15 protein-coding genes are annotated in these 14,305 nt (G+C 34.7%); 8 read left to right on the top strand and 7 right to left on the bottom strand.

Annotated features, from left to right (window positions below; all coding sequences use genetic code 11):
- Positions 1-89: 89 nt before the first annotated feature.
- Positions 90-1,826, top strand: a complete 1,737-nt coding sequence (locus M4I44_RS14665; protein WP_017498586.1) for a sodium:solute symporter — start codon at positions 90-92, stop codon at positions 1,824-1,826.
- Positions 1,827-2,036: 210 nt separating this feature from the next.
- Positions 2,037-2,666: an MCP four helix bundle domain-containing protein gene (locus M4I44_RS14660; RefSeq protein WP_017498587.1), complete on the top strand. Its 630-nt coding sequence runs from the start codon at positions 2,037-2,039 to the stop codon at positions 2,664-2,666.
- A gap of 469 nt (positions 2,667-3,135) precedes the next feature.
- Here the strand turns inward: M4I44_RS14660 and M4I44_RS14655 are convergent, their stop codons facing one another.
- The 7 genes from M4I44_RS14655 to M4I44_RS14625 all read right to left on the bottom strand — a co-directional run bounded on the left by M4I44_RS14655 (position 3,136) and on the right by M4I44_RS14625 (position 8,157).
- Positions 3,136-3,549 (bottom strand): nuclear transport factor 2 family protein, encoded by a 414-nt coding sequence (locus M4I44_RS14655; protein WP_249965165.1) that lies wholly within the window; start codon positions 3,547-3,549, stop codon positions 3,136-3,138.
- A 2-nt stretch (positions 3,550-3,551) separates the two neighbouring features.
- Positions 3,552-4,076 (bottom strand): TetR/AcrR family transcriptional regulator, encoded by a 525-nt coding sequence (locus M4I44_RS14650; RefSeq protein WP_249965164.1) that lies wholly within the window; start codon positions 4,074-4,076, stop codon positions 3,552-3,554.
- Between the two features lie 252 nt (positions 4,077-4,328).
- Positions 4,329-5,171, bottom strand: coding sequence for a DUF2911 domain-containing protein (locus M4I44_RS14645; RefSeq protein ID WP_017498591.1), 843 nt, complete (start codon positions 5,169-5,171; stop codon positions 4,329-4,331).
- 70 nt (positions 5,172-5,241) lie between these two features.
- Entirely contained in the window at positions 5,242-5,904 is a 663-nt protein-coding gene (locus M4I44_RS14640) for an HAD family phosphatase (RefSeq protein ID WP_089076023.1), read from the bottom strand.
- 151 nt (positions 5,905-6,055) lie between these two features.
- Positions 6,056-6,772, bottom strand: a complete 717-nt coding sequence (locus M4I44_RS14635; protein ID WP_017498593.1) for a ThiF family adenylyltransferase — start codon at positions 6,770-6,772, stop codon at positions 6,056-6,058.
- 125 nt (positions 6,773-6,897) lie between these two features.
- A complete protein-coding gene (locus M4I44_RS14630; protein WP_249965163.1) occupies positions 6,898-7,557 on the bottom strand; it encodes a TatD family hydrolase in 660 nt (219 codons plus the stop codon).
- A complete protein-coding gene (locus M4I44_RS14625) occupies positions 7,558-8,157 on the bottom strand; it encodes a DUF1684 domain-containing protein (RefSeq protein ID WP_249965162.1) in 600 nt (199 codons plus the stop codon).
- A 97-nt stretch (positions 8,158-8,254) separates the two neighbouring features.
- Here M4I44_RS14625 and M4I44_RS14620 point away from each other — a divergent pair, with 97 nt between their 5' ends.
- The 6 genes from M4I44_RS14620 (at position 8,255) to M4I44_RS14595 (ending at position 14,282) form a co-directional block, all read left to right on the top strand.
- Positions 8,255-9,472: an MFS transporter gene (locus M4I44_RS14620; RefSeq protein ID WP_249965161.1), complete on the top strand. Its 1,218-nt coding sequence runs from the start codon at positions 8,255-8,257 to the stop codon at positions 9,470-9,472.
- Between the two features lie 389 nt (positions 9,473-9,861).
- A complete protein-coding gene (locus tag M4I44_RS14615) occupies positions 9,862-10,230 on the top strand; it encodes a BlaI/MecI/CopY family transcriptional regulator (protein ID WP_017498597.1) in 369 nt (122 codons plus the stop codon).
- Between the two features lie 6 nt (positions 10,231-10,236).
- A complete protein-coding gene (locus tag M4I44_RS14610; RefSeq protein ID WP_249965160.1) occupies positions 10,237-11,832 on the top strand; it encodes a M56 family metallopeptidase in 1,596 nt (531 codons plus the stop codon).
- An 11-nt stretch (positions 11,833-11,843) separates the two neighbouring features.
- Positions 11,844-12,200: a BlaI/MecI/CopY family transcriptional regulator gene (locus M4I44_RS14605; RefSeq protein WP_017498599.1), complete on the top strand. Its 357-nt coding sequence runs from the start codon at positions 11,844-11,846 to the stop codon at positions 12,198-12,200.
- Between the two features lie 18 nt (positions 12,201-12,218).
- On the top strand, positions 12,219-14,036 hold the full coding sequence (locus tag M4I44_RS14600) for a M56 family metallopeptidase (protein WP_249965159.1): 1,818 nt from the start codon (positions 12,219-12,221) through the stop codon (positions 14,034-14,036).
- A 105-nt stretch (positions 14,037-14,141) separates the two neighbouring features.
- The gene (locus M4I44_RS14595) at positions 14,142-14,282 is read left to right on the top strand and encodes an SsrA-binding protein (protein WP_070907978.1); all 141 of its coding nucleotides are present in this window, start codon (positions 14,142-14,144) and stop codon (positions 14,280-14,282) included.
- The last annotated feature ends 23 nt before the right edge of the window (positions 14,283-14,305 follow it).

Genomic DNA, 14,305 nt, shown 5'->3' with positions numbered 1-14,305 from the left:
AATGGAAGAAAAGCTACACTTATGTTTTGGTAGCCAACGCCATTTACATTCTGATTTTTTTCTTAATCATGAAATTATACTCATAACCTATGCAGCTATTTGATTGGATCGTACTGATCGTTACTCTTTTATTCATCGTTGGGTACGGCTCTTGGAAAACCAAAGGAAGTAAAAACGTCGAAGATTTTATTCTTGGAAACAACGAAACTCCCTGGTATACCGTCGGACTATCAGTTATGGCCACACAAGCCAGTGCTATTACTTTTCTTTCGACTCCGGGACAGGCTTACCATGACGGAATGGGTTTCATACAATTCTATTTTGGACTGCCAATTGCCATGATTGTGATTTGTGTGACTTTTATTCCTCTTTATCATAAAAATAAAGTATTTACCGCTTATGAGTTTCTGGAAAAGAGATTCGATTTAAAAACCCGTTCCCTGGCCGCCATTTTATTTTTAGTTCAGAGAGGGTTAGGAACCGGTTTAACCATTTATGCTCCGGCGATTATTCTCTCGGCTCTTTTGGGATGGAATTTAACTCTAATGAACATTATAATCGGGGTTCTGGTTATCATTTATACCTTCTCCGGTGGAACAAAGGCGGTAAACGTAACTCAGAAACAGCAAATGTTTGTGATCATGTCGGGGATGTTTATTACTTTTTTCCTAATTCTGCACTACCTGCCAAACGATATGACTTTTACCAGTGCACTGCACATTGCCGGAGCCAACGATAAAATGAATATTGTCGATTTCTCTTTTGATCCGGAAGAAAAATATACTTTCTGGAGTGGAATTACCGGTGGTTTTTTCCTCGCCCTTGCCTATTTCGGAACCGATCAATCGCAGGTTGGTCGTTATTTATCCGGAAAATCTGTTCGTGAAAGTCAAATGGGACTAATTATGAACGGAATTTTAAAGGTTCCAATGCAATTTTTTATTCTGCTGACAGGAGTTATGGTTTTTGTCTTTTTTCAGTTCAATCCCGTTCCGTTAAATTTCAATCCCAACAATAAAATTGTCATTGAAAAATCGCCATACAAAGAGGAATATCATGCTTTAGAAAAAAAACTAAGCACTTTATCTGAAGACAAAAAAGTAATCAATTTATTATACATCGACCAGCTGAATCAGGATTTCGACAATCCGATTTTACGAAAAGAACTGGTTACATTGTCTAATAAAGAAAAAGACCTTCGTGATCGTGCCAAAGAAATCATTTCCAAGGCTGACAGCAACAGTGAAACTAATGATAAAGATTACGTCTTCTTTCATTTTATTCTCAATTACCTGCCAAAAGGATTAATTGGTCTTCTTTTAGCTGTAATTCTTTCAGCCGCAATGTCTTCAACGGCTTCAGGGTTAAATGCTTTAGCGTCGACGACTGCAATTGATATTTACAAACGAAATCTGAAAACTGAAAAATCAGATAAACATTATCTGTATGCGACCAAGTTTTTTACCTTATTCTGGGGAATTGTAGCGATACTTTTTGCCTGCGTGGGAACTTTGTTCGAAAACTTAATTCAATTGGTAAACATTATTGGATCCATTTTCTACGGAACTGTTCTAGGTATCTTTTTGGTCGGCTTCTATCTCCGACGCGTAAAAGCCAAAGCTATGTTTTATAGCGCTATAATCAGTCAGCTTACCATATTTATCATCTATTATTTTATGATTGCGATTTACCCGAGCGGTCAGGAAAAACTGGGGTATTTATGGCTGAATTTCATTGGAGCTATTCTAACCATTGTTCTCGCGCTGTTCATGCAGCTGGCCTTTTTTAGAAATGAACCGGACGCTGAGGAAATTATTATAGAGTGACTCTAAAACCTTAATTTAGCATACAGCCTTTTCAAGTTCAAGAATTTAAATCCGGACAATTAAAAAAAATCTTCTAAAATCAAATTTAGAAGATTTTTTTTTGAATAAGCTGTAGCGGATGATCTGGTAATTCAAATCCATCTCACTTCTAAGATTTTACTTCAACAAAATTTTTATCTTTGAGAAAACAACCGTCTAAATTCCAACTCTATGAAAGATTTGAAAAAATACAGCAATAAGACTAAAGCTGCTTTTATTTTATTGATTGTGATGCTTCTAATTCTTCTGGGGAATTTCAATACGCTTCAAAATTCAAAAAATGTAAATGAAAATATTAACGCAATTTACAAAGACCGCTTAGTGGTAGCGCATTACATTTTTCAATACTCCAAAGAACTCCATTTTATAAAATCGGAAGCCGAAAAACTGGACTTAAGCGATACTATCAAAAAAGATGAAATCATTCAGACATTAAATGTTATCCACACCATTGACGATTTATATGCTAAAACTGTCCTGACCGATACGGAAAAACAGTATTTCGATGCTTTTTTAAGTTCCTGTAAAGAAATAAACAATCAGGTAGCTGCCAAAAACTGGAATAAAATTGCCGTTTCAAGCAATGAAGCTCTAAAAACCTTAGAAGCTTTATCGCAAATTCAGATTCAGGAAGGAAAAGCAAAACTAGCGAATGCCAATGCAATGTACAGTAAAAACAATAGTCTTGGACAATTGCAAATTGCACTACTCATTATTTTAGGAGGAATCACATTTTACCTCTTGATTGTCAAGAAAATTAAAAAAAGTATCAAAATTCCTGAGTCGCCAAGCTTGAACTAATTTTAGAATCTGTTCTCATTAAGAATGTTACGAATTTAATACGCGGATTTTACGGATTCGTTTCACGAAAACGCGGATTAACACGGATTTATTTTTTAGCATTTTAACCAATATTGTGTTATTTGGCGCAAGGAACTGTATTAACTTTAATTATGTCGCTCCTTCGGAGCTTTTTATTGTATTGGATAATTTTGTTATGTCTATACCTATTTCGCTCCTTCGGAACTTGACTCAAAATTTTCCTTCATGGGAATGACACATGAAAAAAATCCGTTCAAATCCGCGTTTTCGTGAAACGAATCCGCTAAATCCGCGTCTAAAACCAAGGTATATAACTCCATTTCAATATCAATATCAATATCAATATCAATGTCAATGTCAATGTCAATGTCAATATCAATGTCAATGTCAATGTCAATGTCAATGTCAATGTCAATGTCAGTATCAATATCAAAAATAACGCTATCTATTACTTCAGTTTCCTGTCCTCTTCCTTAATTGGCAAGTCGTTTATACTGGCGAATCGCTTTTGCATAAGTCCATTAGCATCAAACTCCCAGTTTTCATTTCCGTAGGCTCTGAACCAGTTTCCATCCGGATTCTGATATTCGTACTCAAATCGCACGGCAATTCTGTTTTCCGCATGTGCCCAATATTCTTTTTTAAGTTTATAATGTCTTTCCTTCTCCCACTTTTGAGTCAAAAAGCGAATAATAGCCTCTCTCCCATTGACAAACTGATCTCTGTTTCGCCATTCGCTATCAACGGTATAAGCTTTTGAAACACGCTCAGGATCCTGACTGTTCCAGGCGTCTTCTGCCAATTGAATTTTTTCTAATGCCGTTTCATAAGTAAAAGGCGGCAATGGTAACTTCTGTTCCATAATTATAAAATTAAAGTTTGAATTATTTTCTTGGATTGCTCGATAAGATGATTTGATTTGAATAACTGACTTTCGATGATACAGCTTTCGAATAGTAAATAAATATGATCTGCCAAAAGCTCATTCTCAATCTCCGCTTTAAAGTAATTTCGTAAGTCTGATTTATGGCTTTGAATGACACTCAGTACTTTCTCGTTATCTGAAGGTATTTCTGAAAGTAGGTTCAAAAAACTACATCCTCTGAAATTTTCCTTTTGATTCATGGCTATTAAAAAGTCAAAAGAAGCCAAAACTTTTAATTTAGAATCTTTTTGATCTGAAGTGAATTGTTCCAGCTTCGTAAACCAATATTCATGACGCCACTCTAAAAAAGCGACACATAAATCTTCTTTTGATTTAAAATGCTGATAAAAACTCGCTTTTGCCACTTTCGCTTCTTCAATAATCTGATTTATACCTGTGGAATTATATCCTTGGGTATGAAACAAAAAAGCGGCTTTTTCTAAAATTCGTTGTTTGGGTTGCATGTCTACTATCTGTTTTGAATTGCAAATATACATCTTTAAATCTAAAAAACAGACAGGTCTGTCTATTTAGAATAAATCTTCTGTTTTTTTAACCGCAAAGAACGCGAAGTTTTACGCAAAGTACACCAGGGTGAATTCTGAAATACTTATTTTTAAAGACTTCCCAAGCAATACCAAATAAAAAATCCAAATTCCACTTGAACATTGGAATTTGGATTTTTTAAATTTGGAATTTTCTAATTCAGTGAATTATTATCTGCTCCACTCAGCGATACTGTCTTTATTTAATTTTACGTAATCCTGATTTTTAGCAGCTTCTGCAGCAGCAAGGGAAATTTTAGCGGTTTCAATTGCTCCTTTTTTATCTCCTTGTTTTGCCTGAATTTGCGATTTCAATCTTAAAATGTAATATGGTTTATCAGCGCTTAGGTCTAATGATTTATCTACATAAGTTCTGGCCGTTTCGATGTTTCCGTTAGCCTGAAACAAATAAGTAGCAGCCGAAAAATAATCGTTTGAACTTGGACCTCCTAAAACTTTCTCGATACTTGCTGTAGCCGTTTTTGCAGTTGGTACTTCAAATTTTAATGCTACATGAGAATTTTCCCAAGACATTTCTAAATAACCGTAGTTTGGATCTAAACCATTAATTCCAATAGTAAAAGTTTCTACTGGCGTTGGCAATGCATCTTCTTTTACCGTAGTTCTCAGCGCCACATAAGAATCGCTCCAGTTTTCAGGTAGTCCCCAGTTGTCAGTAGAAAGGTAAAATATAACTTCCCAGCTTTCGATTTTAGGAATAGTATAAATTGCATATTTACCTTTTTTCAATGTTTTCCCGTCGATCACTACATCATCACTAAAGTTAATGATCGTGTTTTCATTAGCTCCGGTTCTCCATAATTTTCCAAAAGGAACTAAATTTCCAAATACAGCTCTTCCTCTGGCACCCGGTCTTGAATAGGTAACTTCAACGTCGGTCAATCCAACGGTTTGTTTGATGTATCCTTTAGGACTCGCTTGTGGAGTTTTTATTTGTGCTTCTGAAGCAAAAGGAGCCAAAACAATGGCCAATGCAATAAGTAGTTTTTTCATTTTCGTAGTTTATTTTGTTCCCTCAAATTTACAAATTCAATTAGCGAATAAATGTTAAATTTAACTTAATTCAAGCGTCTAATTGTGATATTTTTTGCGCGTTCAGCTCGGCAAAGTGATTGATAATCAAATCGGCATCTGATAAATCCTGTAATTTCGAATGATGACTATTATACCCCACACAATATACGCCAGCACCTTTTGCTGCTTTTACTCCATTTGTACTGTCTTCAATGATAATACAGTTTTCTTTCGGAGCTTTCGATAGCGAAGCCGCATGTACAAAAATGGCCGGATTTGGCTTAGATTGCGGAAAATCTTCACCACTCACAATATCGGTAAAATACTGGTGCAAATTGAATCTGGTAAACACACGTTCAATCGTTACTTTTGAAGCCGAAGAAGCTAAAATTAACTGTATTCCGTTGGCGTATAGATCTTTTATCAAATCTTCAACGCCTTCTAATAAGTACAAATCTTCTTTGGTATCAAAAGCATCATTAAAAATATTCCTTTTTCGTTGGATTAAATCTTCAACTTCGTGCTCAATTGTTGGAAAAAGCTCTTTTAACGTCTGAAACGTATTTCGCGTCGAAAATCCGGTAAACGAAGTGTACATTTCTTCCGTTACTGTAATATTCAGTTCGGTAAATTGTTTGTAATAGGCATAACGATGTACAGGTTCAGTGTCTACAATGACACCATCCATATCGAAGATTACTGTTTTTATCATTTTTTTTAAGATACTAAGATTCTGAGTTACTAAGGTTCTAAGGTTTTTTTAAAGGTACTAAGGTACTGAGATTCTAAGGTTCTGAGTTTTTTTCTGAAACATATCTGTTTAAGACTTAGTCCCTCAGAACCTCAGTATCTTAGAACCTTTTCTACTCCTTCTTCAGCAAATGACGAATCACCGTTTCAGCAACATGTAAACCAAATAATCCCGGCATATAACTGTTGGTTCCGTAGAATGATTTTTTGAAGTTCTTTCCGTCTGTTAGTTTTAAACTTTTCTCGTCCTGAATTTCAGAGGAGAAAACTACTTTTAGTTTGTTTATTTTTTCGGCTTTTAAGCGCTTTCTGATTGTTTTAGAGAAGTAACAGTTTATTGTTTTTGAAATATCAGTTACTTTTACTTTCGAAGCCAGCATTTTTCCGCCCGCACCCATACTGCTGATGATTTTTACTCTTTTACGTTTTGCAGCAATGATCAGATTCAATTTTGGTGTAATACTGTCGATGCAATCCAACACATAGTCAAACTCAGAAGAAACCATCTCAAAAGCTCTTTCAGGGGACAAAAACTCTTGTACTCTTGTTAGTTTCAACTCTGGGTTGATATCCATTAATCGGTCTCCAACGATCGTAATTTTAGGTTGACCAACAGTGGAGTGCAAAGCCGGTAACTGTCTGTTAATATTTGTAATATCCACTACATCGCCATCAACAATAGTCATACTTCCTACTCCTGCTCTTGCCAAAAACTCAGCTGCAAATGATCCAACTCCTCCTAAACCTACTACCAACACATTGGAATTTTGTAGGTTTTGCAATCCTTCTTTCGTAAATAAAAGCTCGGCTCTTTCTGTCCACTCTGCCATATGTTAATCTTGTTATTTTTGTTTATTTTTTTATTTGTTTCAGGTTTCAGGTTATTTGTTTCAAGTTTCAGGTTTCAAGTTTTACGTTGGTCAGTTCGAGCGAAGTCGAGAACGTAATTGGAACCTTAATTCTCATTACTTTCCCCAAAAACAGCATTGAAATTATTTGACACAATCTTTTGCAATTCCTTAATGGTTAAACCTTTATATTGTGAAGCTAAATCATAAACCTGCTCTATACTTTCTTCTATCGTATCGGTTTCCAAAAAGAAGCGATCATTGGGAACAGTCTGAAAAACAGTTTTCAAATCCGGATTTCGCAAAAGATATTTTCCAAACGAAATATAAAATCCGTCTTTAATCAGCTGCGCAGCAATCTGACCATTTTTAGAAAAACCATGAACAATCATCGGAACCGAAACTTTCATTTTCTTCTTCATCGCAATCACTTCCTGAAAAGCTGCAACACAATGGATGACAACCGGTTTTTGATACTTCTCCGCTAGTGCCAGTTGCTTTTCAAAAACAACTATTTGTTGATCCAACGGAATCTCGATTCGTTTGTCTAAGCCGCATTCACCAATAGCCAGACAATTATTCGATTGCAATTTTTCTTCTATAATTTTCAATTCAGCATCAATTTGATCCTCTTTTATGTACCAGGGATGAATTCCCATGGAATAAAACGGAATCGAAGCATCAAACTCCTGTGGGTATTGATTGACCAATTCCAGCACATTGGCTTGATTTTTAAATTGATGAGTATGAAAATTAAAGAATTCCATTTAATGAAATGCTTTAACTCCTGCTTTGATTTCTACATTCAGATCGTTTTCCAAAGGAACTATCGGACATGAATACTTATGATTATAAGCACAATACGGATTATAGGCCATGTTGAAATCAACTGCAATTGTGTTTCCTTTTGGGACTTTTAAATCAATATATCTACCTCCAATGTAACTTCCTTTTCCTGAGGTTAAATCTGAAAATGGTAAGAATAGGTGATCTTTATATTCCTTCGTTTTCGAAAGCTCTATATTTCTGTAAACATTCAATTTAAGGGCAACTCCATCAACTGTGAAATATAAAGTCCCGTACTTAATGTATTTTGGCGTTCTTGTTCCGGTCGTTTTCATTTCGAAAACTTTTTCGTTTTGTGCTTTCTCCAATTTTGCTGTCACAAAATACTTTGCATTTATGGGATAAAAATCTAAACTTTTAAAGGTTTTCAGATCTTCTGCCATTAATGGACTTGTCTTAGCATTAGCATATTCTGAATTTATTGTCTTTTGAAACTTTTCACTTTCCTTTTGATTAAATTTACTTTGTCCCAGGCAAAAATTAATCGCTAACAATACTAAAAAAACTATACTATTTTTCATCTTAGAAATTTTGAGCAAAAATAGTTCAAAAGTAACAAAGCAGCAACCGCTCATCCATACAAAGTTTACTAACTTTGTTGCAAATAACTTATTTATAATGCTTAAAACCGCTTTTAGCCGCTACATCAATAATTTTAAAGGTTTTTCGAGAGAAATTTGGATTCTTGCTATTGTTACTTTTATCAATCGTGCCGGAACCATGGTACTTCCATTTTTGTCCAAATATTTAAAAGAAGATTTACATTTTACTTATAATCAGGTAGGCTGGATTATGGTGGCTTTTGGTTTCGGATCAATGTTAGGTTCCTGGCTGGGTGGAAAATTAACAGACAAAATTGGGTTTTACAAAATCATGATTTTTAGTTTGTTTACTAGTGGAGTTTTCCTTTTCCTTATTCAATATGTTACCCATTTCTGGACGCTTTGCATCGCGATATTTTCTTTAATGACCATTGCCGATATGTTTCGTCCGGCGATGTATGTTTCGCTTGGCGCCTATTCTGAACCTGAAAACCGAACGCGCGCCCTTAGTTTGGTGCGTCTTGCCGTTAATTTAGGATTTGCGGCAGGTCCTGCATTAGGAGGTTTGATTATTATGGGCATGGGGTATTCAGGTTTATTTTGGGTAGACGGTGCATCATGTATCATCGCCATTTCGATATTTGCTATACTGGTTAAAGAGAAGAAAAAAATACTACACGAAGATAAAATCAAAAGTACCGAAGTTAAAAAATCGGTTTTTCAGGACAAAATCTTTTGGGTTTTCTTGTTTGTGTGTTTCGCGACGGCTATCATATTCTTCCAGCTTTTTACCACTTTACCGCTGTATCATAATGAAAAATTTGGTTTAAGTGCGTTTCAGACCGGACTCTTAATGACACTAAACGGGTTGCTTATTTTTACTTTGGAAATGCCAACTGTTGCTTTTATGGAAAGAAAAGGCTTTCCTAAAATAAAAATTATCACACTTGGATCTTCCATTATAGCCCTGAGTTTCTTTTTACTGTTGATTAATGTTTGGGCATGGATTCTGATAATCAGTATGATTCTTTTCTCGATTGGAGAAATTCTCAACTTCCCTTTCTCAAATGCTTTTGCCCTAAGCCGGGCACCACGCGGACAGGAAGGCCGTTATATGGCACTTTATACTATGAGTTTTAGTCTTGCCCATATTGTAAGTGCAAAAGTAGGATTCGAAATCATCTCCCGATTCGGATACCAAATCAATTGGCTTTTCATGGCTTCTATTGGAGTTTTTGCCACTTTATGCTGCCTTTGGATCAAAAAGGCATTGGTCAGGGAGAAAATATCTTAAAAACTTACTCTCCTTATATCGTTTATCGTTTATCGTTTATTAAACCCGATAGGTTTCAAAAACCTGTCGGGTTTGTTTATATATGAAAACAATTTTTACAGATCAAAGTCCAATAATTCTCTTGGATGTTTCCCTAATCCTTCTTATTTAACCCTTTGAAGAAAATCGATTGTTTCCTTCACTTTTTTTAAAACTTTAAATCTACGAGTGCATTTTACCCCCCCCCCTTAAACCATGTTAAAAACCTATAAAACAAATCATTAAACTTAATTTTAAACTAACTTTAATGCCTCTAAAAGATATTCAAAACGTAATTTTTAGTTAAATAACTATTTTTATAGTTGCGTAACTAGAAAAATAGTTGTAGGTTTGAATTAAAATTAGAAAACATGCAAAAGTTAACGAACAAAGAAGAGGAAATCATGCATATTTTATGGAGGCTTAAAAAAGCTTTTGTAAAGGAAGTTCAGGCAGAAATAACAGAAGATCAACCCCACTACAATACCTTATCGACTATAGTGCGTAATCTGGAAGAGAAAGGATTTGTGGCTCACAATGCTTTTGGAAACACACATCAATATTATCCAATCATTACTTTAGAGGCCTACAGTAAAAAGTATATGAATACGGCAATTGACAACTATTTTAATAGTTCGTATAAAAATATGGTTTCATTCTTTGCTAAAGAGGAGAAAATTTCGGCGGCAGAATTACGTGAAATTTTAGACATGATCGAAAATCCAAAAGGAGAAAAATAATTGTTTATGGAAGCACTTTTCTTATTTATCGCAAAATCCGGTGGTTTATTAATATTGTTTTATTGTGCTTATTATTTTTTACTGCGCAAAGAAACTTTTTTTAACAGCAACAGATGGTTTTTATTGGCTGGTTTGATTACCTCAGTAGTGTTGCCTTTTTTGGTATATTCTAAAACTGTGTGGGTAAACCCTACTCCCGTAACCAATGTGAATTATACAACTGTTTACCAGCCGGCGCTTATCGAAAATACTGCTCCCTTAATCAACTGGAATCTGGTGCTGCTTTCAGTCTACGTTATAGTACTTCTAGGATTACTTTTAAAATTTGCCTTTGACTTTTATAGTTTAAATGCGGTTCTGAAAGGAAAAAAAATCACACAGCAAGCCGATTTTAAATTCATCGATACCAACGAAAATATTGCCCCTTTCTCTTATTTTGATTATATCGTATACAACTCATCAATGTATACGCCTTCGGAATTAGAAAATATTATCGAGCATGAAAAGGTGCATAGTGAACAAAATCATACTGTAGATGTTTTACTGTCCAGAGTATTTTGTGCTCTCTTTTGGTTCAACCCGATCATGTGGCTGTATAAAAAAGCAATTCTTCAAAATCTGGAATTCATCGCCGATAGTGAAGCTGCACGAAAAATCTCCGACAAAAAAGCGTATCAGTACACACTTTTAAAAATTACAACACATGAAAATTGTGTTGCCATTACCAATCATTTTTATCAATCATTAATCAAAAAACGAATCATTATGTTAAACAAAAATCAATCAAAGAAAAGAAATTCCTGGAAATTTGGAGCAATAGTTCCGGTACTTGCCGCATTTGTATTATTGTTTCAAATCGAAGTAATTGCCAAAGAAAAACAACAAACGGCAAAGGTAATTTCAGGAAAAACAGAATCTGTAGATGTTTACAAAATCAAAAAAAATACGACAGATGCTGAATTAAAAGAAATCAAAGAAAAATTGAAATCAATTCATAACATTGAATTTAAAGCTTCTGAGATAAAAAGAAATGCTGATAACGAATTAATATCAATTAAAATTGATGTTAAAAATGGTAAACAGCAAGCACAATCTGTTCAGACTTCAGGAAATGATGCCATTAAAGATTTTGGATTAATTGTTACAACGGACACGAATGGCAGCAAAAAAATTGGCATTCAGACTGCTGATGAAAATACTAATTCTGAAAGCCACAAAGAATCCAAAAAAGTAAAAAACAAAAAAGTAATCCTTAAACAAAGTAAAGATGTTAACACTAATTCTGGTACTGACGAAAAAATTACTGGCAATACTCGTACAAATACTAGCACTACTACTGTAATTACTGATGATAACGGAACAACCAGCGTATCTACTTCAAATAGTGATGGCAAAATTATTGTTTCAACATCAGGTAAAGCCAGCACAAAAGGGCCTAAACTTACCATCGTTGACGGAGTTGAAATGCCTGCCAATTATAACCTGGAAGACCTTAAACCAAAGTATATTAAAAAAATGAGCGTTTTTACAGGAAGTGAAGCAACTGCTAAATATGGAGAAAAAGGGTCTAACGGTGTAATCGAAATCGAAACACATCAATAGGAAAGCTTAAAATGCAAAAGCTAACCAACAAAGAAGAGGAGATCATGCACATTTTATGGAAGCTTCAAAAAGCTTTTGTAAAAGAAATTCAGGCAGAGATCACAGAAGATCAGCCACATTACAACACTTTATCTACAATTGTTCGTAATCTGGAAGAAAAAGGCTATGTAAGTCATAGCGCTTTTGGAAATACACATCAATACTACCCACTCGTGAGTATTGAAGAATATCGAAAAGGGTTCATGCATACTGCTATCGATAATTATTTTAACAGCTCTTATAAAAGTATGGTTTCATTTTTTGCCAAAGAAGAAAAAATCTCGGCAGCAGAATTACGAGAAATCTTAGTCATGATCGAAACTCCCTAAAAGAAAAAATAGTTAGTTATGGAAGCCTTTTTCATTTTTATCGCAAAATCAAGCGGACTGGTAATATTGTTCTATTGTGCTTATTATTTTTTATTACGCAAAGAAACCTTTTTTAACAGCAGCCGATGGTTCTTATTGGCAGGATTAATTACCTCCGTTGTTTTACCTTTTTTAGTTTACACCAAAATTATATGGATAGAACCCGCTCCTATTGTTCAGGCTCCAGTAATGGCTGCCTCAAAAGCAACAATTGCTGCAATGGATTATTCGAAAGCCTATGTTGCTCCTGCTGTAGCAGAAGATCCTTTTGAAATTAATTGGAATTATGTTGTACTGGCTGTGTATGGTATCGGATTTCTGGCTTTGGTCATAAAATTCATGATTGACTTTTATAGTCTTAATTCTGTTCTAAAAGGTAAAAAAGTACTGCAGCAGGCCGATTTCAAATTTGTCGATATCAACGAAAACATCGCTCCTTTTTCTTATTTTGATTATATCGTATACAACTCATCAATGTATACCGCATCAGAATTAGAGAGTATTATTGAACACGAAAAGGTACATAGCGACCAAAATCATACGATGGATGTTTTAATCTCTAGAGTATTTTGCGTCTTATTCTGGTTCAATCCTTTTATCTGGCTATACAAAAAAGCAATTCTTCAAAACCTTGAATTTATTGCCGACAGTGAGGCTGCCAAAATAATAACCGACAAAAAAGCGTATCAATACACGCTTTTAAAAATAACAGCACACGAAAGCTGTGTTGCAATCACCAATCATTTTTATCAATCATTAATCAAAAAACGAATTGTCATGTTAAACAAAAATCAATCAAAGAAATGGAATTACTGGAAGTATTATGCCATCATTCCGGCACTAGCTGCTTTTATCTTTTTATTCCAAATTAAAACCATCGCACAAGAAAAAGAAGCTAAAGAAGTTAGAGAATCAAAAGGGATCATCAAAAAAAATGACTCAACCGATGTTATTAAAATCCAAAAAAACACTACAGATCAGGAACTTAAAAAAATTGCAGAAGATCTTAAACAAAAACACAATGTTGATGTTGTTATTTCGGATGTAAAAAGAAACAGTGAAAATGAACTGACCGCCATTAAAGTGGACGTGAAAAGACAAAATGGAAAAACACAAACCATTCACATTGAAAGCAATAAAGCGATTAAAGGCTGTGGAATTGTGGTATCAACCCAAAATAACGGTTCCAAGAATGTAGCCTTAATAACGGATGATGCTCCAAGCAGACCCCGAATTTTCAGAAATCAGGTTGCAGAAAGAGATGAAATCAATGATACAGATGGTGGCCCTCTAGCGCCTCCAACCCCTCCAACTCCTCCAACTCCACCGTCATTTCCTATTGGAGCAATGCCGCAAATGCCATCATTAGACGTTCCCATGCCTCCAATGCCACCAATGAATCCAGGCAGTAAAGCTGACATGGCTAGATTTAAAAAAGATATGGCCGAATATGAGAAGAAAATAAAATCTATCGAACCCGGGATAGCTGCTTATGAAAAACAAATAAATGAATTCTTAGGACAAAAGAATTCCAGCTACGAGAAAGAGATGCAAAAATATGAGGCCGCGATGGATAAATTTAGTGCTGAGATGGATAAGTTTGCTCAGGATATAGAAGGTAAATACGGTAAAGATTCTAAAGAGTACGACATCAATATGAAACAGTACGAAGAAGACATGAAACAACATGAGCAAAATATGCTACGATATGAAGTCGACATGAAAAAACATGAAAAAGAAATGAAGAGACACGAAAAAGAAATGAAAAAGCTTGAGAAAGAAAGCAGAAAATCATAATCTCGGCTTTACTTCAAAACACTATAAATACTTAAAAATCAAACTAAAAGACTTTGCCTGACCGCAAAGTCTTTTTTTTATATCTTTGCAAAAAATTAAGCACTCATGTACAAAATTTTAGCCCGAATCAACAAAATACTGTTACCGAGTTTTACGAAACAAGGTCTGGACATTACGAAAGCAAAAAAATGGCAGATGGCTGTTATTGGTTACCGTGCTTATGTTACCAAAAGAGCTTTAGGATAGTATTCTAAAAAATCTCTTCAAAG

Origin of the sequence: Flavobacterium sp. B183, from assembly GCF_023539155.1 — a bacterium.
Classification (GTDB): domain Bacteria; phylum Bacteroidota; class Bacteroidia; order Flavobacteriales; family Flavobacteriaceae; genus Flavobacterium; species Flavobacterium tructae.
This window is presented reverse-complemented; position numbering and strand designations above follow the sequence as displayed.